Source organism: Streptomyces sp. NPDC050388 (assembly GCF_040655635.1).
Lineage (GTDB): Bacteria > Actinomycetota > Actinomycetes > Streptomycetales > Streptomycetaceae > Streptomyces.
Genome location: NZ_JBFAKH010000017.1, coordinates 54901 through 75995 on the forward strand (window position 1 = coordinate 54901; position 21095 = coordinate 75995).

The window sequence follows — 21095 nt, forward strand, 5'->3', positions numbered from 1 at the left end:
TGGCGGGGCTCCTCGGCGTGGCGTGGCGGGGTCGGGCGGGCGGGGGCGGTGGCGGGCGTCCGCGGCAGCCGGCGTGGGGCGGCTGCGCGGGGCGGCTGCGTGGGCGGTTGCGGTGGTGGCGGGGACGCGTTTCCGTTGACCCCGCGTGGCCGAGATGTTAGACAGCCGTAAGCGACATACGCAACGGGTGTTGCAGAGAGTGCAACACGCCAGATCAGGGAGGCTCTGATGGTCCTCGACCCCGGCTCCGACAGCTACCGGCACCTCACCGAGGAACGCGTCGACCACCGTTTCAAGGGCCTCCCGCCGGACGCCGCCGGGCTGACCGTCGGCGAGCTGGCCGCCCAGCGCCGCAACCTGTTCACCGGCGGTTTCACCACCCCGGTGCTCGCGCTGTCCGCCGAGCGCCTGGAGCACAACCTGAAGCTGATGGAGACGTACGCGGCCCGGCACGGCCTCGCCTTCGCCCCGCACGGCAAGACCTCCATGGCCCCGCAGCTCTTCCGGCGCCAGATCGAGCACGGCGCCTGGGGCATCACGCTCGCGGTGCCGCACCAGGCGCGGGTGGCGCGGACGTTCGGTGTCCAGCGGATCTTCCTGGCCAACGAGGTGGTGGACACGGCGGCCCTGCACTGGGTCTCCGGTGAGCTGGACGCCGACCCGGACTTCCGCTTCGTCTGCTACGTCGACTCCGTGCGCGGCGTCGAGCTGATGGACACCGCGCTGGCCGGGTCCGCCCGCCCGGTGGACGTGGTGATCGAGCTGGCCGCCGGCGAGGGTGCCCGGACCGGGGTGCGCACGGAGGCGGAGTGCGCCGCCGTCGCCGACGCGGTGGCGGGCGCGCGCGGTCTGCGGCTGGTCGGGGTCGCCGGGTACGAGGGCGAGGTGCCGGACGCCGACCCGGAGCGGGTGCGGGCGTGGCTGCGGCGGCTGGTGGCCCTGGCGGTGGACTTCGACAAGGCGGGCCGGTTCGCGGGCCTGGACGGGATCGTGGTGAGCGCGGGTGGCAGCGCCTGGTTCGACGCGGTGGCCGACGTCTTCGCCGAGATCCCCGAACTCTCCTCCCCCGTACTGAAGTTGCTGCGCTCGGGTGCGTACGTCTCGCACGACGACGGGCACTACAGCGCGGTGACGCCGTTCAACCGGGTACCGGAGGAGGGCGCGCTGGAACCCGCGTTCCGGCTGTGGACGCAGATCGTGTCCCGCCCGTCCGCCGACCAGGCCTTCGCCAACGCCGGCAAGCGGGACGCGGCCTACGACCTCGACCTGCCGTTCGCCCAGGTGATCCGCCGGGACGGCGCCGAGCGCCCGGCGACCGGCGTCTCGGTGGTCTCCCTCTCCGACCAGCACGCCTGGCTGCGCACCACCCCGGAGACCGACCTGGAGGTCGGCGACTGGCTGGGGCTCGGGCTGTCGCACCCGTGCACCTCGTTCGACAAGTGGGTACTCATTCCCGTGGCGGAGGCGGACGGCACGGTGGTCGACTACATCCGCACGTTCTTCTAGGAGGGCCGCGGCATGGAAGAACTCGTCATCCGGGACGCCGATGTCGTGGACGGCTCCGGCGACCACGCCTACCGCGCGGACGTGGTCGTCGACGGCGGCCGGATCGTCTCGATCGTGAAGGAGGCGGCGGCAGCGGGCTGTCAGCGCCCGAAGGCCCGCCGCGAACTGGACGCCGAGGGGCTGGTCCTGGCTCCCGGCTTCATCGACATGCACGCGCACAGCGATCTGGCGCTGCTGCGCGACCCCGACCACAGCGCCAAGGCGGCGCAGGGTGTCACCCTCGAAGTACTGGGCCAGGACGGCCTGTCGTACGCACCGGTCGACGACCGCACGCTCGGCGAGGTGCGCTCGGCCATCGCCGGCTGGAACGGCGGCGGGGACGACATCGACTTCGACTGGCGGTCGGTGGGCGAGTACCTGGACCGGCTCGACGCGGGCATCGCGGTCAACGCCGCGTACCTGATCCCGCAGGGCACGGTCCGCGCGCTCGCCGTCGGCTGGGAGGACCGGGAGGCGACGCCCCGGGAGCTGGACCGGATGCGGCAGTTGGTCGCGGAGGGCATGGAGCAGGGCGCGGTCGGCATGTCGTCGGGACTGACGTACACGCCCGGCATGTACGCCAAGAAGGCCGAACTCACCGAGCTGTGCCGGGTGGTGGCGCGGTACGGCGGCTACTACTGCCCGCACCACCGCTCCTACGGCGCGGGCGCGCTCGAGGCGTACGAGGAGATGGTGGCGCTCACCCGGGAGGCGGGCTGCGCGCTGCACCTGGCGCACGCGACGATGAACTTCGGCGTGAACAAGGGCAGGGCGCCCGAGCTGCTGGCGCTGCTGGACGAGGCGCTGGCCGCCGGCGCCGACATCAGCCTCGACACGTACCCGTACACGCCGGGCTGCACCACCCTCGTCGCGATGCTGCCGAGCTGGGCGAGCGAGGGCGGCCCGGAGGAGACGCTCAGGCGGCTCGCGGACGACGGGACGGCCGAGCGGATCCGGCACCACCTGGAGGTGACCGGCTCGGACGGCTGCCACGGGGTACCCATCGAGTGGGACACCATCGAGATCTCCGGGGTGGGCGACCCCGCGCTCGGCGAGTACGTGGGCCGCACGGTGCGGGAGTCGGCCGCGCTGCGCGGGGAGAGCCCGTGGGCCCTCGCGCGTGAGCTGCTGCTCAAGGACAGGCTGGCCCCGTCGATCCTGCAGCACGTCGGCCACGAGGAGAACGTGCGGGCGATCATGCGGCACCGGGTGCACACCGGCGGCTCGGACGGCATCCTCCAGGGCGCCAAGCCGCACCCGCGCGCGTACGGCACGTTCCCGCAGTATCTCGGGCGGTACGTGCGGGAGTTGGGCGTGCTGTCGCTGGAGGAGTGCGTCGCGCACCTGACGTCGCGGCCGGCCGCCCGGCTGCGGCTCGCGGACCGCGGACTGGTCCGCGAGGGGTACAAGGCCGACCTGGTGCTGTTCGACCCGCGGACGGTGGCCGCGGGCTCCACCTTCGAACAGCCCCGGACGCTCCCCGTGGGCATCCCGTACGTGCTCGTCGACGGACGGTTCGTGATGGAGGACGGGCGGCGCACCGACGTCCTGGCGGGGCGGGCTGTCCGCAGCTCTCCCCGCTGACCGCCCACGCCGGCCGCCGCCCGGGTCAGGCCCTCCCGGACCCGGGCGGCGGCCGGCGTGGAGGTGGAGAAGGCATTCGAGCGGTACACGTTCGGGGGAACCTCGAAGCCGCCGAGCGCCGCACCCCTCGGACTGCCCGAGAGGGCCCGGACGGGGCGCCGCACGGCGGAGAGGCGGGTGACCACGGGGCCCGCGCGGACACGACGACCCGAACCGTCGCGTCTCACGTGGCGGATGACACGACGCGCGGGGCATTACCGAGTCGTAAGCTCCCAGCATGCAGGTGATCCAGTCGACCAAGCTCGCCAACGTCTGTTACGAGATCCGGGGCCCGGTGCTCGAGGAGGCGATGCGGCTGGAAGCTGCCGGTCACCGCATCCTCAAGCTGAACACCGGCAACCCGGCCGCGTTCGGCTTCGAGTGCCCGCCCGAGATCCTCGAGGACGTCCTGCGCAACGTGTCGTCGGCGCACGGCTACGGCGACGCGAAGGGGCTGCTGGCCGCGCGCCGGGCGGTCGTCATGCACAACCAGACCCTCGGCATCGAGACCGACGTCGAGCACGTCTTCATCGGCAACGGCGTCTCCGAGCTGATCGTGATGGCGATGCAGGCGCTGCTGGACGACGGGGACGAGGTGCTCGTACCCGCGCCCGACTATCCCCTGTGGACGGCCGCCGTCTCGCTCTCCGGCGGCACGGCGGTGCACTACCGCTGCGACGAGCAGTCCGACTGGATGCCGGACCTCGCCGACATCGAACGCAAGGTCACCGACCGCACCAAGGCGATCGTGATCATCAACCCGAACAACCCGACCGGCGCGGTGTACGACGAGGCGATGGTCAAGGGCCTGACCGACATCGCCCGCCGCCACAACCTGCTGGTCTGCTCGGACGAGATCTACGACAAGATCCTCTACGACGGCGCCGTCCACACCCCCACCGCCTCCGTCGCCCCCGACCTGCTCACCCTCACCTTCAACGGAATGTCGAAGGCGTACCGGGTGGCCGGCTACCGGGTGGGCTGGATGTCGGTCTCCGGGCCCCGCGCGCACGCCGACTCCTACATAGAGGGTCTGACGATCCTGGCGAACATGCGCCTGTGCGCGAACATGCCGGGCCAGCACGGAGTGGTCGCCGCGCTCAGCGGACGCCAGACGATCAACGACCTGGTGCTGCCGGGCGGCCGGCTGCGCGAGCAGCGGGACGTGGCGTACGAACTGCTGACCCAGATCCCGGGCGTGACCTGTGTGAAGCCGAAGGGGGCGCTGTACCTCTTCCCGCGCCTCGACCCCGACGTCTTCAAGATCAGGGACGACCGGCAGATGGTCCTTGACCTGCTGCGCAGCGAGAAGATCATGGTCGTGCACGGCACCGGCTTCAACTGGACGGAACCCGATCACTTCCGGGTGGTGACCCTGCCGTCGGTCGACGACCTGCGGGACGCGGTGGGCCGGATCGCCCGTTTCCTGGACGGCTACGGCCAGCTCTGACGGGGTGCGCACTCACCCTCTGTGTCTAACCTGTCCGATCTTGTGAGCGGCTCAACTTTAGACGAAATCCAAGCTAGGATGGTTTCCTGTCAGCACCCAGGAGGCCATCCATGTACGAACCGATCCGCAGCAAGTCGGTCCACCGCACGATGGCCGGCACCTCCGACGACTTCCCCCGCCGCTCCCGCGAGGAAGAGCTGGACATCCAGCTCGCGGGTCATCTCGCCGCGCTGCTCGCCGTCACCGACGAACTGCGTGTCGCGGCGCCCTCGGCCGATCTGGACACCGCGGCCGAGCGGCTCGCCGAGCAGGTGACCCGCCTGCGGGGAGGACGCAAGCCGGCCCGCGCGTCGGCGACCACGAGGGGCCGCCAGGCGAACGTCACGGCCCTGCACCGACAGGCGCACGCCCGCGCGGGCCGCGCCCTGGTCGTCGCCGCGTCCCGCGCCGACACGGTGGCCGCGATTCTGGCCGCCGAACGGATGGACGCGCACACCGCGGCCCTCGGGCCGCGCGAACTCGCGTCCCGCTGAGCCCACCGGGCTCCCCCATACGGCCCCGGTCCGCGTGCACCCGCAGCGACGCGCGGACCGGGCGCCACGCACCGCGCACCGCCGACGGGGCACTCCGGGCAGCCCGCCCGAAGTGCCCCGTCGCCGTTTCACCGCGGGATCGGTTCGCGTACGCGGATCAGCCCGCGTACTCCGACGCGCCCGCCGTGCGGCGGATCTCCGGCAGCGCCGAGTAGAGCGCGACGCCCGGACAGAGTGTGGCGTAGCCGTCGCTGTGGCCGGAAATCGCGTTCAGCGTGACCTTGTCGCCGTTCTTCCAGCCCTTGGCGTCGGCCGCCGCGGTGAGGGTCACCTTCGCCTTCGGGTCGACGTCGTGCAGGCCGAGCTTCCAGGCGGAGATGTCGGCGATCGCCTTCTTGGCAGCAGCGGTCGGCGTGCCGCCGTTCTCGTAATCACCGAGCAGCGAGACACCGGCCGAGGAGCCGTTGAAGCCGTACGTGTGGGCGCCCCGGACGGGCTTGTCGGTGCCACCGGCACGACCCTCGAAGACCGTTCCGCACTTGTCGACGAAGAAGTTGTAGCCGATGTCGTTCCAGCCGTTGCTCTGCACGTGATACGTGAGGATCGCCCGGATGACGGCCGGCGACTCGGCGCACTCGTAGCTGTTCGTACCAGCCGTGTGGTGCACGAAGACCGCGTCGACCTTGTCCAGGTAGTCCGGCGGGTCGGCGACGAGCGACTCGTCCGCGCCCCAGTCGGCACGGCTGATGACCGCCGGTGCGGCGGGCGCGGCCGGCGTCGACTCGGCCGGGTCCGGCTGGGTGCTCGGCTCCGTCGTGGGCTCGGTGGTCGGGTCGGCGGTGGGCTCCTCCGTCGGCTCCTCGCTCGGGGCGGGGGCGCTCGGTTCGGCCGTCGGATCCTGTGTGGGGTCCTGTGTCGGGTCCTGCGTCGGCTCCTGCGTCGGCTCCTCGGAAGGCTCCGGCGCCGTCGGCTCCTCGCTCGGACTGCTGGGCTCGGCGGTCGGCTCCTCGCTCGGGGCGGGGACGCTCGGTTCGGCCGTCGGGTCCTGCGTCGGCTCCTCGGAGGGTTCCGGGGCACTGGAGGTGGCCGGCTGCTCGGTGACCGGGGGCTCGGTCGGCTCCGAGGACGGTCCGGTCGGCTGCTCGGGGGCGCTGCTCGGCTCGGTTTCCCCGCCGGACTGCGACGGGTCCGGGACGGTGGTCCCGGAGTCGCCGGGCTCAGCGGACGGCTTGCCGTTGCCCTTCCCCTTCCCGTTGCTGTTGCCGTTCTCCTGCCCCTTACCGGTCTTCCCCTTCCCCTTGCCCTTGCCGCCCTTCGTCTCGCCCGGGTCGATCATGTCCAGCCGCAGCGCGTCCGGCACGACTGTCTCCTTGCCGCCGGCCACGACACGGGCCTCGACGGCGTCCGACGGCCCCACCCACAGCGGCTCGGAAGCGCCCCGGACACCGCCGGCGTCACCCTCCTGCGTCTCGGGGGCCCGGATGTCGAAGTCGAGGTCGCGCCAGTCGGTCCACGCGCCGTCCTCCGCCCCGCGGGTGCGGATCTGCGCGGTGCCCTCGAACTCGTCGGCGCTGTCCTCCCAGGAGACACCGATGAGTGAGAACAACTGCGTTTCGGTGCGCGGCAGTTCGCGCTTCTTCGGGTCCTTGCCGGTCAACGCCAGCATATGGGCCTGCGCGGGACGCGCGGCCTCGTCGGCGCCGCCGCCCTCGGAACCTCCGCCGACGGCCACGGCCGTCACACCGGTGCCTGCCAGGACCACGGCCCCGGCCGCCAGCCAGATCGTGCGCTTCGACGTTCTCGTACGCCGTGCGCGGGTTCCTCCTGGACTCATGCCCACCCCTTGTGAACCTTGTACGTGAAGATCAGTTGTCGTTGGCGGGCGGCTCGCCGACACCGGTAGCGCGGCCGAACTCACCGACCGCAGTGGACCGTTGGACGCGCCCGCTGTGGATCGCGAGCGTGCAGGCCGCCCGGCCGCCCCGCTCGCCGAGGACGAGCGTCACGGTCGGCGCCTTGCCCGCGTCCCTTCCCGCACCGTTCTGCGCACCGGTGGTTTCGGCGCCGACCGCCGCCGCATCCGTCTTCACACCGCCCCCGGTTTCCGCGTGGTGCGACTCCTCGAACCTGCTCTCCAGCTCTTCGCTTTCCATGGATTCCACGGATTTCGCGGATTCCTTCGATGACGTGAACAGGGCCCGGCTTTCGGCGCGACGGATCAATGCGGCATGCAGCCGAAGTCGGACCGGGCGGTTATACACCACGCGGAGCGCGCCGCGCGACGGAGAGAGCAAAAGGGGCGAACCGGCCGCTTTTCGGTGGGGTAAATTCCCTGAATGTCCTTGGGCTTGACGACCCCTTGATCCGTTGGTCAATAATTCGCCCGCGCACCCGCGAGCCGGCCTTTCACCTTCTCGCGGACGGCGGAACACGGCTAACTTCCGGGCCTGACACGTCGACAGCAGGCCGTCTGCGAGGTCTGGTTATTGCACTTCCGGCTTGGTTCTGCCTCGGGTTCGTACACCTGCATCGGCGTCCGCTGATGCGCTGAGCGGGCTGCGGTAGGACTCATAGCAGTCCCGATCCGAGAAAGGCTGGAATCGGATGCCGATTTCCCCTCCGTCGAATTCTCACGAACCGCCCGGTCCGTGGTCCCGTCCCGAACCACAGTGGTATCCGGTACCCGCACCACCGGCGTTGAATTCTCTGGCGGTCACCTCTCTGGTGACGTCGTTGCTCTGCCTCGCGCCCCTGGGACTGGTCTTCGGCTGCGTCGCGCTGTGGCAGATCCCCAGACGGGGGCAGCGGGGCAAGGGCCTGGCGATCGCCGGTGTCTCCGTCTCCGGAGCGATTCTCCTGCTGGCCGCTGTCGTCCTCCCGGTCATCGACTTCAGGATCTGGACGCCACCTGTTCGCAGCGACAGCGGCGACGTCACAAAGCCTGGCTGGACCACGATCCAGTCGATCCGCGCCGGTGACTGCTTCACCCCGCGTGGCGGGCCGCCGGAGCCGGGGACGCCGCCGCTGGGCGGAAGTGTGGAACTGATCCCCTGCGACATGCCGCACCGTGCGGAGGCGTACGCCTCCTTCGCCCTCCCCGAGGGAGACTTCCCGGGGCTCGACGGCATCACGGCGACCGCACGGCCGCAGTGCGCGAGGCTCTTCATGGACTACGCGCTCGATTCGATGGCCTTCGGTCGGCTGCAGACCTACTACTTCCATCCCGACAAGCAGGGATGGGCGGCCGGGCGGCGCACCGTGGTGTGCTGGGTGGCCCGGCCGGGCGACGCCGAACTCGACGTCTCGGTGCGCGGGAACGCCTCCGATCTGAACGCCGCCCAACTGGAGTTCCTCGCGGCGGTGAAACCGCTGAACACCGCCGGCGCACTCCGCCCGGTGAAGAGCCCGCAGCAGGACCTCGCCAACGCCACCGCCTGGGCCGGACACATGGCCCGGGCGCAGGCCGAGACCATCCAGTTGCTCAAGGACGCCGACCTTCCGAACGCCGAAGCACCCACCGACCAACTCGTGTCGAAACTCGAAGCGGGACTGCCCTTCTGGCAGCAGGCAGCCAAAGCACCCGACGCCGGCGTCTTCCTCAGCCATCTGCGGTCCGTCGACCAGCACAACGGAGAACAGCACCTCCGCCGGATACGCGGTCTGCTGGGCCTCCCCCTGCCCACGTCCGAACCGACCCAGGCGCTCGAGCGCACCACCGCCTCCGCGCCCAGGCCGGAGTGACTGCACGAGCCTGGCATGGCCCTGACGACGCATGGCGAGTGGAAAGGTTGTACCGGTTCCTGCGGGATCTCATGTGGGATTCCGCACGTCCGTGACCCGTGATGCCTCCAAGGCCGAATCCGCTTGATCTGATGGGGGACGGGCGGGAGCTCTCCCCGAATCGAGTGGAGGGGGAGCGGTCCTGTGAGTGATGTGAGCGATCGACTGCCGTGTGCGGAGGACATGCGGGCATACGCAGGGGCCTTCGTCAGTCACGTCACCGCCCGCAAGCGGCTCCCGCTGGACTACTCCGTGGCCAGCCTCCGCCTCGTCGATTTCCTGGTCGACGGGCTGCGCAAGGACGGCGTGGAAGAGGAACGGGTGAGCAGTTCCCTGTTAGGGATCGGGGCGTACGTCGGTGAGGTGCTGGTCCGCCGTGCGGATGCGCAATGGGTCGACTTCGACGCCGACCAGCAGGCCTACTTCGGGCAGACGGTCGGCGTACGGATGCCGGACGGGCGGGTGTGGAACCCCCTCGGCAAGGTCCGCAACTGCTTCGCGGAGGGCAGCTCGCAGGAGTCGCTGCGCACCTTCTACCTGACCCTGCACGGACGAGGCCGGCGTGCCGCCGTCTGACGCCACCCGGTCACAGCCGGGATGTCAATGCCGCCCTCGGCCCTGACCTCGCAGTTCCCCCACCCGGCCGCCCCCGCTCGGGTGCGGGCAAGGAATTCCGTTTGACGTCCTCCCCGCCCTGAACGGACGCCACTGACATCAGCCGCCGGCGGTCGCGACATGATGTCGCCCGTGACGAACAGCAGGGACCTGATCCCCACCCGGATACCCGGCTACGACGGCGGCCCCCTCACCCACCACCCCGAACTCCTCGACGAGCGGCTGTTCTGGCTCGGGCATCTCGTCTCGTGCGCCGACGGCAGCGAGGAGGGAATGGAGTTGCTGCTCGGCGCCGACTACGACGCCGCCGACGACTTCCACCGCAGGCTGCACGAGCGCGCCGACTGGCCCGTCTTCACCGTCCCCCTCGTCGGTGGCCACCGACTCCACGTCGTCTACCGCACGCTCCAGGGCGAGTCGGGCACCGACTATCTGGTGCACCACCCCGACTGGGACAGGGCCGAACTGCTCGCCGTGGACGACGGCCACTTCATGGGACCCGCCCTGTCCTGGCCCGAGTTGCTCACCGCGGCGGACAACGGTCTGCCCGGCGGCTCCACCACCGACCCCGACGCGCGCCTGATGCTCCTGCTGCCGGCGCTGGGCGACGACGACGTGCCCGACGACCACGCCACCGGGCGACTGGCCTCGGCGCTACGGGCCCTCGTCGGCGTCGAGGACCCCGAAGCGCTCGCCGCCGCACTCATGGAGAACCAGGGAGCACCCGGGCCCGCCATCTGGTCCATGCGAGGGGACGGGGTCCGCATCAACGACGGCGGGTACTCCTACCGCAACCCCGGCAACCACTTCGCTCTGCCGCCCGCCCGGCTCGCCCGGGTGTCCGCCGCGCTCGCCCCCTGACGGCCGTGCCGCCAGCTCGCACCACACGGTTTTACTGCGGGGCCCCTGCGTCACGCCCCGCCGCAGCACCAGCGCGTCGAGCAGGGCGAGCCCCCGGCCGGACTCGTCGTCGGCGGTGACCGCCTCGCGCAGGACGGGCAGGGCACACGGGTCAGGGTCGGTGACCTCCAGCCGCGTCCGGCCGTCGTCACAGGACACCCGCACGGTGACGGGAAGTCCCTCGCCGAGGTGCCGGATCACGTTGGTGACGAGTTCGCTCGCGCAGAGCTGGACGTCGGTTCCGTAGTCGCGCAGGGCGCGCCGCACGCCGGACACGGCCGCCGGGGTGGCGAGCAGTTCCAGTGTCAAAGGTGGTCGCCTCATGCGTCCCCCTTGCGGAGGACGGCGGTCAGGGCGCGGGCGGTGAGGAGGTTGCAGTTGCCGAGCGCGATCAGCGGCCGGGTGGGGTAGCGGGCCGCGAAGGTCGGGATGTCGATGCCGAGGGACGGGAGCGTGATGCCGTGCGCGGCGAGCGCGGCCCGCAGCTCCTCGACGCAGGCGTCGGCCGAGGTGGGGTGGTGGTCGTGCATGGGGGAGTTCACACCTTCCAGTGCGCTGTGTGACGAACCGTTCACACTTTGCCGCCGGATTCCGTAGCGTGACAGGGGTTCGGGCTCCCGGCCCTGAACTGCACGTATGCCCGGCAGGAGTCGGCGCGGGCCGGGGAACGCCGAGCGGCCGGCGGTAACGGCACAGCAAGGACGGTGAACGATGGGGCAGCGCAAGGACATCGACGGCTCGACGGGCGTCCCGACCTTCTACGGCAGCGAGTTGCGGTGGAAGCGTGAGGAAGCAGGGCTGACGCTCCAGCAGCTGGTCGAGGGCAGCTTCTACGGCCCCAGCCACCTCAGCGAGATCGAACGGGGCACGCGCCGGATGCCGGCGGAACTCGCCGACCACGTCGACAAAGTGCTCGGCACGGACGGGTTCTTCCGCCGCCGCTGCGAGGACGTGCGGCGAGCGAAACGGCGGGGGCACGCGAGTTACTTCGAGCGAGTGCTGGATGCGGAGAAGCACGCGGAGACCATCGAGGAGTGGTGTCCGACCCTGATTCCGGGGTTGTTGCAGACGGAGGCGTACGCGCGGGCGGTGACCCGGTCCGCGCATCCATTGGCGCCGGACGAGGAGGTGGAGGAAAAGGTCTCCGCCCGGCTGGCGCGATCCCGCCTCTTCGAGGACAACCACAAGACCCCGGAGTACTGGGTGGTTCTGCCCGAGTCGCTGCTGCGTCAGCCGATCCTGCCGCCGGAACAGAATGCCGAACAGTGGGAGCGCATCGCGGAGCTGGCGCGGCGCCGTCGGATCGTTTCCCAGATCCTTCCGTGGAACTGCGGGCCGCACCCGCTCATGCTGGGTACGGCCATGGTCATGACCTTTCCTGATGCCCCACCCTTGATCTACACGGAGGCGCAGTACAGCGGAGACACCATCGACGATCCGGCCCTCGTGAAGCAGTACCGCAAGGCATACGATCGGCTCAGGGCCGCCGCACTGCCTCCCGAGGCGTCCCTCGCCCTGATTGACCAAGTGGCTGAGGATGACCGAAATGGCAAACCACGGAACTGACTTGAGCACGGCCGTCTGGCGCAAGAGCAGCTACAGCAACGGCAGCGGCGGCAACTGCGTAGAGGTAGCCGAGGCCTTCCCCGGCGCCGCCCGCTGGCGTAAGAGCACGTACAGCAACGGTGACGGCGGCAACTGCCTCGAAGTGTGCGACGCCCACACCGCCGTAGTCCCCGTCCGTGACTCCAAGGTCCCCCACGGCCCGGTCCTCACCATCACGGCCCCGGCCTGGACGTCGTTCGTCACGTCCCTCAAATAGTCCGGCGTCAGTTCTGGTTCACCGGAAAGACGGCCGCAGGATCGCATCGCACCGGGCAGGCCAGCAGATAGACCTCGTTGCCGAGGAACAGGAGATAGGCGTCGTCCCGGATGCTGTAGGGCTGTACCGGGGCCCCGGGACGGACGCCGAACTCCCAGCCCTCCGGTATCTGGCAGACGAACGCCAGCTCCACGCCGCACGCGCACCGGTAGTACTCGGGGTACTGCGCCCAGGACGCCGTACCCCCAACCTTGAAATGCGCTCCGAACGGCCCCGCCGGGGTGTCCACGAAGGGCCGCAGAGACAGGGGCAGGGCGCGCACGGCCGGTTCGGGCTCCGCTTCCGGCACCCCCGGGTCACGCTGCAGCAACACCCGCCAGAACGAGCCCGGGAACGGCGGCTGCGGAGCCTCCCAGAACCGGGGCACGAGGCGGCCGTCGGCCGTCACCGGGTCGGACGCGTCGTGGTGGTGGGCGCAGTGGAAGACCGACAGGTGTTCTCCGCCGAAGAACTCGACGTCGCCCGGTAGATCCAGTTGGAAGAACAGCGCCATCCGGTCGCCGCAGAAGCAGCGCGGCCACTCCTGGTCGTCGTCGAGGTAGGGCCACCCGCCCACCGAGTTCCGGGCCGGACGTTCCAGCGGCTCGGTACCGATCTCGACCTTGTACTCGGGCGGCGCCGCCCACTCCTCCTCCAGTCCGTCCTCGCTCACCGGTCGGTGTCCGGGTGGGCTTCCAGGACAGTTCGGCTGATGAGGGGGCGGTCCCACAGGGCGAGGAGTTCGTTGGCGAGGTCCAGGATCGGCAGCGGGTGCTGTCCGCCCCGCACCTCGATGGCTGCGGCCGACAGGCTCCGGGGGACGGCACCCGCGTCGAGCAGCACGCGCCACTCCTCGGGGCCGAGGCTCAGGTACTCCAGAGCGGTCAGCCCGGCGATCTCCAGGGGGTCGGCCAGCGTCCCCGGGTGGACGGTGAGGGTCCGCAGACGGGGGAGCCCGACGACCGGGGCGAGGCTGAGTGGCTCGCCCTCCCACACGCCGATGCCGAGCACCTCCAGCTCGGGATGGGCGGCGGCCTCCACACTGCCCAGACCGCGGACGTTCACCCGGGCCACCACCGGCGGGCTGTCCGCGTCACGGTCCTGGTGCCAGCCGCTGGGGCGTTTGATCACCATGTCGGTGAGGGAGTCGGCGCGCAGCCCGGCGCCGATGGTCTGCTCGTGGTCGATCACGATGACCTGCCCGGTGTGTCCGCCCGGGCCCGGCGTCAGGTCGAGGGCCAGCCGGTCGCCGCCGCCGTTGTCGCCGAAGGCGATCCAGCCGGGCGAGCCGACGAGGCCCTGCACGGCGGCGTCCGGCGCGGTGACGACGGCGTCGTCGGCAGCGAACTGCCAGGGGCAGGGGCGGGACTGCGCGTCCGCGATGTAGAGCCGGTCCAGGGGGAAGAGCTCACAACCGACCGCTTTGCTGACGCGTTCCTGCGCCGCGTAGTCGCCGCTCCAGTCCTGCCACCGGGCCCGGGTGACGCGGTAGAGCGCCTTGAGCTCGTCGGGCAGCGCGACACCGAGACGCGTCTCCGCTTCGGCGATCTCGGCCTCGGTGGCACCGATGGCATCGGGCAGCCGCTCGCGGAGGGTCCGCTCAAGCAGCGCCGGGTCCGCCGACGGCGCCGGCACCGCTCCCGGGACCGCCTCGGGCAGGCGCCGCCAGGGCTCGGGGACGGCGCCCTCGACCAGGAGCAGGGCTCCCACGAAGGGGCTGACGACGCCGTGCTCCACGGCAGGGCCCGAGTCGACGACGTGAAGCAGCGTCTTCCCGTCCGGCGCCGTCTCGACCATGTACGAAACGCTGTTCGCGCCGTCGGCCCTGAGGGCGTCCTGTACCCGTTCCACGGCGGTGAACTGGTCCTGCATGTCAGCCACCTGGAGGGCTCGCCCCGGCTCCGGGCGCGGCTGTGGCGCGGGCAGGGTCCAACTGCCGAGAGTGATCTGCCCCGTGAAGCAACCACCCGGCGCGGCGAGCTGCTCCGCGTTGGATTCCCGCACCAGCCGCAGCAGCGGCTCCCAGGTCGCGAAGTCATGTATCGAGGACAAGGTGTTCTCCATTCGGTCGGTTGTTGAGGACGGGGGAAGCGACGGGGGCGCCGCGGGGCGGCTCAGTCGCCCGAGTATCCGAAGATGCCCACGTGGGTAGGCTCGGCCTGGTCACCGTCGTGGAGGAGGACGTACACGCCCGTCCACCGCATACGGCACTCGTCCAGCAGCGTCTCCTCCGGATCGGGCGGGAGCCTGTCGGCCGTGCGGGCGTGGTCGAGGAGTTCCGAGAACCGAACCGGTGTCGGCCGGCCGGTGCCGAAGTGGTGCAGGACGCGTTCGTGCGTCAGAGGACGCAGTGTCCCGTAGTCCTCGACGTTGTGCGGCGTCGGCGCTGCGGTCGAGTGGACGACACGCTGGATGTCGAGGATGGAGTGCGTTCCCTCCTCGCCCATGAACTCCTCGTCGGCCCAGAGATCGTCCGGACATCCGTACGTGTCGTCGTCGCCGTACAACTCCTCGAAAACCTGCCGGTGCAGAGCCTCCAGCGACTTCTCGACACTGCCTTCGTACGCGGTGACGTACTCCCACCCACTGGCGCCCACAGCCGCCCCTTTCGGTCATGATTCCGGCGCGATCCTAGGGACGGCCACTGACAGTGGGCGGCGCAGCTGTTGGACGGGGCTGTGATCGGCTGTCAGCCTTTCTCCCGGCATGCTGCCGTGACAGCTGCACGTGATGCTTCGGGGTCGAGCTCGATCGTGAAGAGCGCACCCCCGCCACAACGGGATATGTCGTCAACGGCATGAGCAAGGCGGGATGCAGGACTCGCCTTCCGGGAGGCCGATGAGTTCCTCTGCGGCATTCAAGACGGCTCGCGCCCGGCGGTCGCCCTTCCACGCGATCGTCGGCGGGGCCCCGCGTACCGGCGCGAGCTTGTCGACGACGTACCGGAGGGACCCGATACGGTCCCGGCATGGACCTCTTCGCCGCTGATCGGTTACGACTGGTCGAAGCCCTGCCACCTCAGCTGTCGCCGGAGGACCGTCGCGCCATGGACGACGCCTGGGACGCGGCGGTCCGGGCCAACCCGACCCTGTTCGACGGGCCTGTGGCTGGGTGTACGGACCTGGAACACGACGCACGTGACGGCCTCGTCCTGACCTGGGTCCGGGCGACCTACCGCTTCTACGTCCTGCGCAAGCTGCCCGGCGCGACCGTACGGCTGCCTTCCCTGTTCGTGTCGGTCGCGCAGCCGGCGGACGACGGGCGACTGCTGGTGGGCCGGATGGCGTCCTGGACGACCTCACCCGGCCGCTGGCAACTCCCGGGCGGCTCGGTCGAGCCCCCGCCGGACGGCGCATCCCTCGACCTGGCCGCCCTACGCCACCACGCGGCCCGGGAGCTGGCCGAGGAGACCGGTGTCGACACCCCTGCCGACGACCTCACCCCCTGGCAGGTCACCCGGGGCGCGAACGGCAGTGTCGGCGTCCTGTTCCAGGCCCCGCCCCGTCCGTCGGCATGGCTGCACGAGCGCTTCGCCGCCCTCACCTCCGCCGAACACGCCCTCGGCCGCGTCCCGGAACTGGACCGCCTCGCCCTCGTCCGCTCCCACGCCGACCTGACCGGCCTCGGCGGCCCACAGGTGTCCTACCTGGAGCCGATCCTCCGCCGCCACGGTCGGTTCCGGCTCACCGGTCGGGCGGGCGGGCCCGCCACAGGTCGCGGAGCACCGCGATCTCGGCCATGTGGTGGATGAACTCGAGGTCGGCCCCACCAGCACGGCGATGAAGGGGGCGGCTTCTGCCGTGGCAGGCGAAGTGAACTTCAGTGGTCACGTCTCCCCGGGCTCAGCCAAGAGTGGAGTCGATCCGCACCAGCCGTCTGACGGTCACTGCCGTCACCCGGTCGGACGAGCGCACCACTCGGTACCGGCCGGAGGGGCAGCGCCGGTCAGGGCTGTGATCGGCGCTGGTGAACCGGTCGTGCTCTATGTCGTGCGGGTGCCGGACCTGACCACTGTCGCGGGTGCTGGAGGTGTGCGGCGCGGTTAGCGTCGAGGAGCACGCTGAGCAGCCGAGGAGGCGTTCCACGCCTGGCAGCATGCTCGCGGGCGCCGGTCCCGACGGACAGAAGGAGCGTGGTCGGTGTGGCCCGGAACCGCCGGTTGATCCTGAGCTCGCCGTCCAGGGTCTGGGGCCTGCTGGCCGAGGGCCGGCGCTACGGGGAATGGGTCTCGGGAACGCAGCAGGTCACCGCCGCGGACCCGCACTGGCCGGAAGTGGGCGCCCGCCTGCAGGTCCGGGTCGGCCTCGGCCCTCTGGTCCTCGACGACACCTGTGTCGTACGCGTCTGCGAGCCACAACGCCGTCTGGAGCTGGAAGCGAAGGCAGATCCCTTCGGGGCGGCCCGCATCGCCATGAACCTGATCCCCTGGGGCGAGAGCACTCTTTTCCTTCTCGAATGGCATCCTCTGCGGGGCCCCGGCACCCGGATGCACGGGCTCCCCGTGGACTACCTCGTCTCGATCCGCAACGGCATGATGCTGACGAAGCTGGCCCGGATCGCGGTGCGCGAGCGTCGCGACAGCGTCGACGGCGCTCTGCAGAGCACCCGGAGCGGATGAGGAGCTCTACCGCAGGGTGACCCGGGTCGGTTCGTCTTGTTGTTAGAGGTGCACTTCTAAGAGGTATGCCTCTAAAAGAGGTACGCCTCCAGGACCAGGGAGGAGCCCGATGGCCCGGCCTCCAGCACGCAGCCTGCCGAGACCGCCGGACATGTTCGACCGGGCGTGGGAGTGGACTTGGAGCGGCTGTACCGGGGGTCGTAGCCGGTGGGCGGGGTGGCCGTCCGGGTGGTGACATGGCGAAGGCCTGTCGTCGCCCTGGTCCGCCGGGGCGGGCGGGAGGGTGACGACAGGCCCAGGGCCCCGCACGCCGTTGTGCGGAGCCTCGCCTGTCCGTCCCGCGGCCGGTCGTGACGATCGCTGGTCAGGGCATCCCATCCCAACCGGCCGCGGAGTCTGTGTGCCGGGCGGTTCAGCCCAGGCGCTGCACCAGGGCGCGGTACTGGTCCCACAGCTCGGTGGGCGTGTGGTCGCCGAAGGTGTTGAAGTGCTCGGGAACGAGCGCGGCCTCCTCGCGCCACACCTCCTTGTCGACGCTGAGCAGGAAGTCCAGGTCGGCGTCGGCCAGTTCGAGGCCGTCCGTGTCGAGGGCCGCCTTGGTCGGCAGGACGCCGATCGGGGTCTCGACGCCGTCCGCCTTGCCGTCCAGGCGCTCCACGATCCACTTCAGGACGCGGCTGTTCTCGCCGAAACCGGGCCAGACGAACTTGCCCTCGTCGTTCTTGCGGAACCAGTTGACGTAGTAGATCTTCGGCAGCTTGGACTGGTCCTTGTCCTTGGCGACGTCGACCCAGTGGCCCATGTAGTCGCCCATGTTGTAGCCGCAGAACGGCAGCATGGCGAACGGGTCGCGGCGCAGCTCGCCGACCTTGCCCTCGGCGGCGGCGGTCTTCTCGGAGGCCACGTTGGCACCGAGGAAGACACCGTGGTTCCAGTCGAAGGACTCCGTGACCAGCGGTACGGCGGTGGCGCGGCGCCCGCCGAAGAGGATCGCGGAGATCGGCACGCCCTTGGGGTCCTCCCACTCGGGCGCGATGATCGGGCACTGCGCGGCGGGCGTGGTGAAGCGGGCGTTGGGGTGGGCGGCGGGCGTGCCGGACTCGGGGGTCCAGTCGTTGCCCTTCCAGTCGGTGAGGTGGGCCGGGGTCTCCTCGGTCATGCCCTCCCACCACACGTCGCCGTCGTCGGTGAGGGCGACGTTGGTGAAGACGGAGTTGCCCCACAGGGTCTTCATCGCGTTGGCGTTGGTGTGCTCGCCGGTGCCGGGCGCGACGCCGAAGAAGCCGGCCTCGGGGTTGATGGCGTAGAGGCGGCCGTCCTCGCCGAACCGCATCCAGGCGATGTCGTCGCCGATCGTCTCGACGGTCCAGCCGGAGATCGTGGGCTCCAGCATGGCGAGGTTGGTCTTGCCGCAGGCGCTCGGGAAGGCGGCGGCCACGTACTTCGACTCACCCTGCGGCGGGGTCAGCTTGAGGATCAGCATGTGCTCGGCGAGCCAGCCCTCGTCGCGGGCCATGACGGAGGCGATGCGCAGGGCGTAGCACTTCTTGCCGAGCAGGGCGTTGCCGCCGTAGCCGGAGCCGTAGGACCAGATCTCCCGGTCCTCGGGGAAGTGCGAGATGTACTTGGTCTGGTTGCAGGGCCAGGGGACGTCCTCCTGACCGGGCTCCAGGGGGGCGCCGACCGAGTGCACGGCCTTGACGAAGAAGCCGTCGTCGCCGAGTTCGTCCAGGACGGGCTGCCCCATGCGGGTCATGGTGCGCATGGAGACGGCGACGTACGCGGAGTCGGTGATCTCGACGCCGATCGCGGACAGCGGCGAGCCGAGGGGGCCCATGCAGAAGGGCACGACGTACATCGTGCGGCCCTTCATGGAGCCGCGGAAGACGCCCTCCTCACCGGTGAAGATCTCCCGCATCTCGCCGGGGGCCTTCCAGTGGTTGGTGGGGCCGGCGTCCTCCTCCTTCTCGGAGCAGATGAAGGTGCGGTCCTCGACGCGGGCGACGTCGCTGGGGTCGGAGGCGGCGTAGTAGGAGTTGGGGCGCTTGATCGGGTCGAGCTTGCGGAACGTGCCCTTGGCGACGAGCTCCTCGCTCAGCCGCTCGTACTCAGCCTCGGAACCGTCGCACCAGACCACACGGTCCGGCTGGGTCAGCTCTGCGATCTCGTTGACCCAGGAAATCAGTCCCTGGTGGTGGGTGGGGACGGTGGGAGCCGCGATGTCGCGCGCCACGATTGCTCCTAAGTGAGGGTTTTTGGTTGAGAGGCCCCGTGGGGGCTGCGGCCCGGATGCTTCACGGTGGATGTTCGGCGCTCATCCGGTGCCGACCGCACTCATTTGATCCTCTGATGAGAGTGCCCATCTGTCCAGAGGGATGCACAGGTGAGCAGAGTGATGCTGGCCACGGTCTCCGGGGAGCCCCGCACGCACGCCGGGTGGCTTGACGCGCACGTTGCGTGCGCATGACGTGCGGCAGGCCGCCCCTTTGCGGGCTCTTTGCACGGGTGATCACTCCGGTGCGCACCTCTCACCCGAGCCGGAAAACCGGCTGCGCGGCCGCGCGTGCGGCGTGAGAAGATGGCCACTACGTCACGGCCAAACAGGCGCACCGCTCCGCAACTTACGGTTCCGTAGGTACGATGCGACCATGACAGCGTTCGCCCCCGACGCACCCGCGGACCCGCCGGCCGAAGGCCGCGGTCCGGTAGAGCTCTCCCTCCCGCACCCGGTCAAACCCAAGCTGCGCGGCTGGCTGCACCTGGGCATGTTCCCCGCCGCCCTGATCGCCGGGCTGGTGCTCGTCGCCCTCGCCGACTCGACCCGAGGCCGCATCGCCTGCGCGGTCTTCGCGCTGACGGCCTGCCTGCTGTTCGGCGTGAGCGCGCTGTACCACCGCGGCGACTGGAGCCCCCGCATGGACGGGGTGCTGCGCCGCCTCGACCACGCCAACATCTTCCTCATCATCGCCGGCACCTACACCCCGCTCACCCTGCTGCTCCTGCCGGAGGCGAAGGGCCGGTGGCTGCTGTGGGGCATCTGGGCGGCCGCCCTCGCCGGGATCGCCTTCCGGGTGTTCTGGGTGGGCGCCCCGCGCTGGCTCTACACCCCCTGCTACATCGCGATGGGCTGGGTCGCCGTCTTCTACCTCCCCGACTTCATGCGCACCGGCGGCATCGCCGTCCTGGTCCTGGTGATCGTGGGCGGGGTGCTCTACAGCGCGGGCGGAGTGGTCTACGGCATCAAGAAGCCCAACCCGTCACCGCGCTGGTTCGGCTTCCACGAGGTCTTCCACTCCTTCACCCTGGCCGCCTTCGTCGCCCACTACGTGGGGATCTCCCTGGTGGCCTACCAGCACGGATGAGCCCGGGGCGCCCGAAAAACCGGGGCCGCGGACCGCGCGCATGACATCCTGAACGGGTGAACGGTCCCGAGATCCACGTCGAGTTCGCCCCCGAACTGCTCGTCTTCGTCCCCCGGGCACGGTCCACCGGCGCCACGCGGGCCCCCATCGACGGCGTCTCCACCCTCGGTCACGTCGTCGAGTCGCTCGGCGTCCCGCTGACCGAGGTCGGCGCGCTGCTCGTGGACGGCCGCGAGGTGCCCGTCTCGCACCCCCCGGCCGCCGGCGAGTCGGTGACCGTCCGCCCCGTCGCACTCCCCCAACGGGTACCCGGTGCCCCGCTGCGCTTCCTGCTCGACGTGCACCTCGGCACGCTGGCCCGCCGACTGCGGCTGCTGGGCGTGGACACGGCGTACGAGTCGACGGACATCGGCGACCCGGCACTGGCCGCCCGCTCGGCGGCCGAACAGCGGGTGATGCTCAGCCGCGACCGCGGCCTGCTGCGCCGCCGGGAACTGTGGGCCGGCGCGTTCGTCTACAGCACCGGGCCCGAGGAGCAACTCCCCTACGTACTGGACCGCTTCCAGCCCGAACTGCGCCCCTGGACCCGCTGCACCGCCTGCAACGGCCTGCTGGGCCCCGCCACCAAGGACGAGGTCGCCGACCAGCTGAAGAGCGGCACGCACCGCTCGTACGACGTGTTCGCGCGGTGCGCCGACTGCGGCCGCGCCTACTGGCGGGGCGCCCACCACGACCAGTTGGAGGCGATAGTGGAACGCGCGCTGAGCCGGGTCGCCCAGGAGCGTTGAACGCCCCTCGGCGACCCGGC

General features: G+C 70.6%; 20 protein-coding genes and 1 pseudogene. 13 read left to right on the forward strand and 8 right to left on the reverse strand.

Annotated features, from left to right (window positions below; all coding sequences use genetic code 11):
• Positions 1 to 228: 228 nt before the first annotated feature.
• The 4 genes from AB0I73_RS12540 to AB0I73_RS12555 all read left to right on the forward strand — a co-directional run bounded on the left by AB0I73_RS12540 (position 229) and on the right by AB0I73_RS12555 (position 5151).
• On the forward strand, positions 229 to 1506 hold the full coding sequence (locus AB0I73_RS12540) for an amino acid deaminase (RefSeq protein ID WP_363036503.1): 1278 nt from the start codon (positions 229 to 231) through the stop codon (positions 1504 to 1506).
• 12 nt (positions 1507 to 1518) lie between these two features.
• Positions 1519 to 3129 carry a D-aminoacylase gene (locus AB0I73_RS12545; protein WP_363036505.1) on the forward strand — a complete coding sequence of 537 codons (1611 nt, stop codon included), beginning with the start codon at positions 1519 to 1521 and terminating at the stop codon, positions 3127 to 3129.
• Positions 3130 to 3406: 277 nt separating this feature from the next.
• Entirely contained in the window at positions 3407 to 4618 is a 1212-nt protein-coding gene (locus AB0I73_RS12550; protein ID WP_363036507.1) for a pyridoxal phosphate-dependent aminotransferase, read from the forward strand.
• A gap of 110 nt (positions 4619 to 4728) precedes the next feature.
• A complete protein-coding gene (locus AB0I73_RS12555) occupies positions 4729 to 5151 on the forward strand; it encodes a hypothetical protein (RefSeq protein WP_363036509.1) in 423 nt (140 codons plus the stop codon).
• 157 nt (positions 5152 to 5308) lie between these two features.
• Here the strand turns inward: AB0I73_RS12555 and AB0I73_RS12560 are convergent, their stop codons facing one another.
• Both AB0I73_RS12560 and AB0I73_RS12565 read right to left on the reverse strand, forming a co-directional pair.
• Positions 5309 to 6985 carry an N-acetylmuramoyl-L-alanine amidase gene (locus tag AB0I73_RS12560; protein ID WP_363036511.1) on the reverse strand — a complete coding sequence of 559 codons (1677 nt, stop codon included), beginning with the start codon at positions 6983 to 6985 and terminating at the stop codon, positions 5309 to 5311.
• A gap of 31 nt (positions 6986 to 7016) precedes the next feature.
• Positions 7017 to 7412 carry a hypothetical protein gene (locus AB0I73_RS12565; protein WP_363036513.1) on the reverse strand — a complete coding sequence of 132 codons (396 nt, stop codon included), beginning with the start codon at positions 7410 to 7412 and terminating at the stop codon, positions 7017 to 7019.
• Positions 7413 to 7848: 436 nt separating this feature from the next.
• Here AB0I73_RS12565 and AB0I73_RS12570 point away from each other — a divergent pair, with 436 nt between their 5' ends.
• The 3 genes from AB0I73_RS12570 (at position 7849) to AB0I73_RS12580 (ending at position 10407) form a co-directional block, all read left to right on the forward strand.
• Positions 7849 to 8892, forward strand: coding sequence for a DUF4190 domain-containing protein (locus AB0I73_RS12570; protein WP_363036515.1), 1044 nt, complete (start codon positions 7849 to 7851; stop codon positions 8890 to 8892).
• A gap of 222 nt (positions 8893 to 9114) precedes the next feature.
• Entirely contained in the window at positions 9115 to 9507 is a 393-nt protein-coding gene (locus AB0I73_RS12575; RefSeq protein ID WP_363036517.1) for a hypothetical protein, read from the forward strand.
• Between the two features lie 171 nt (positions 9508 to 9678).
• Positions 9679 to 10407: a hypothetical protein gene (locus AB0I73_RS12580; protein ID WP_363036519.1), complete on the forward strand. Its 729-nt coding sequence runs from the start codon at positions 9679 to 9681 to the stop codon at positions 10405 to 10407.
• Between the two features lie 12 nt (positions 10408 to 10419).
• Here AB0I73_RS12580 and AB0I73_RS12585 read toward each other — a convergent pair.
• Positions 10420 to 10770: pseudogene (locus AB0I73_RS12585) on the reverse strand (ATP-binding protein); the annotation flags it as partial.
• Positions 10767 to 10976: a hypothetical protein gene (locus AB0I73_RS12590; protein ID WP_363036608.1), complete on the reverse strand. Its 210-nt coding sequence runs from the start codon at positions 10974 to 10976 to the stop codon at positions 10767 to 10769. The gene AB0I73_RS12590 and the pseudogene AB0I73_RS12585, both read right to left, overlap by 4 nt.
• Before the next feature lie 181 nt (positions 10977 to 11157).
• On the opposite strand from AB0I73_RS12590, the gene AB0I73_RS12595 reads away from it, so the two are divergent.
• Positions 11158 to 12012 carry a helix-turn-helix transcriptional regulator gene (locus tag AB0I73_RS12595; RefSeq protein WP_363036521.1) on the forward strand — a complete coding sequence of 285 codons (855 nt, stop codon included), beginning with the start codon at positions 11158 to 11160 and terminating at the stop codon, positions 12010 to 12012.
• Positions 11993 to 12268, forward strand: coding sequence for a DUF397 domain-containing protein (locus AB0I73_RS12600; RefSeq protein ID WP_363036523.1), 276 nt, complete (start codon positions 11993 to 11995; stop codon positions 12266 to 12268). The genes AB0I73_RS12595 and AB0I73_RS12600 overlap by 20 nt, the downstream gene beginning before the upstream one ends.
• A 7-nt stretch (positions 12269 to 12275) precedes the next feature.
• On the opposite strand, the gene AB0I73_RS12605 is transcribed toward AB0I73_RS12600, so the two are convergent.
• From AB0I73_RS12605 to AB0I73_RS12615, 3 genes are all read right to left on the reverse strand, one after another.
• Positions 12276 to 12980, reverse strand: a complete 705-nt coding sequence (locus AB0I73_RS12605; RefSeq protein ID WP_363036525.1) for a hypothetical protein — start codon at positions 12978 to 12980, stop codon at positions 12276 to 12278.
• Positions 12977 to 14359 (reverse strand): SMI1/KNR4 family protein, encoded by a 1383-nt coding sequence (locus AB0I73_RS12610; protein WP_363036527.1) that lies wholly within the window; start codon positions 14357 to 14359, stop codon positions 12977 to 12979. The genes AB0I73_RS12605 and AB0I73_RS12610 overlap by 4 nt, the downstream gene beginning before the upstream one ends.
• 62 nt (positions 14360 to 14421) lie before the next feature.
• Positions 14422 to 14904 (reverse strand): hypothetical protein, encoded by a 483-nt coding sequence (locus tag AB0I73_RS12615; RefSeq protein ID WP_363036529.1) that lies wholly within the window; start codon positions 14902 to 14904, stop codon positions 14422 to 14424.
• Positions 14905 to 15275: 371 nt separating this feature from the next.
• Here AB0I73_RS12615 and AB0I73_RS12620 point away from each other — a divergent pair, with 371 nt between their 5' ends.
• Complete coding sequence (locus AB0I73_RS12620; protein ID WP_363036531.1) at positions 15276 to 16058, forward strand: NUDIX hydrolase; 783 nt, start codon at positions 15276 to 15278, stop codon at positions 16056 to 16058.
• 390 nt (positions 16059 to 16448) lie between these two features.
• A complete protein-coding gene (locus tag AB0I73_RS12625) occupies positions 16449 to 16925 on the forward strand; it encodes an SRPBCC family protein (protein WP_363036532.1) in 477 nt (158 codons plus the stop codon).
• A 412-nt stretch (positions 16926 to 17337) separates the two neighbouring features.
• On the opposite strand, the gene AB0I73_RS12630 is transcribed toward AB0I73_RS12625, so the two are convergent.
• Positions 17338 to 19158, reverse strand: a complete 1821-nt coding sequence (locus tag AB0I73_RS12630) for a phosphoenolpyruvate carboxykinase (GTP) (protein WP_363036534.1) — start codon at positions 19156 to 19158, stop codon at positions 17338 to 17340.
• A 415-nt stretch (positions 19159 to 19573) separates the two neighbouring features.
• On the opposite strand from AB0I73_RS12630, the gene AB0I73_RS12635 reads away from it, so the two are divergent.
• Both AB0I73_RS12635 and AB0I73_RS12640 read left to right on the forward strand, forming a co-directional pair.
• On the forward strand, positions 19574 to 20287 hold the full coding sequence (locus tag AB0I73_RS12635) for a hemolysin III family protein (RefSeq protein WP_363036536.1): 714 nt from the start codon (positions 19574 to 19576) through the stop codon (positions 20285 to 20287).
• Positions 20288 to 20343: 56 nt separating this feature from the next.
• The gene (locus tag AB0I73_RS12640) at positions 20344 to 21075 is read left to right on the forward strand and encodes a Mut7-C RNAse domain-containing protein (protein ID WP_363036538.1); all 732 of its coding nucleotides are present in this window, start codon (positions 20344 to 20346) and stop codon (positions 21073 to 21075) included.
• The last annotated feature ends 20 nt before the right edge of the window (positions 21076 to 21095 follow it).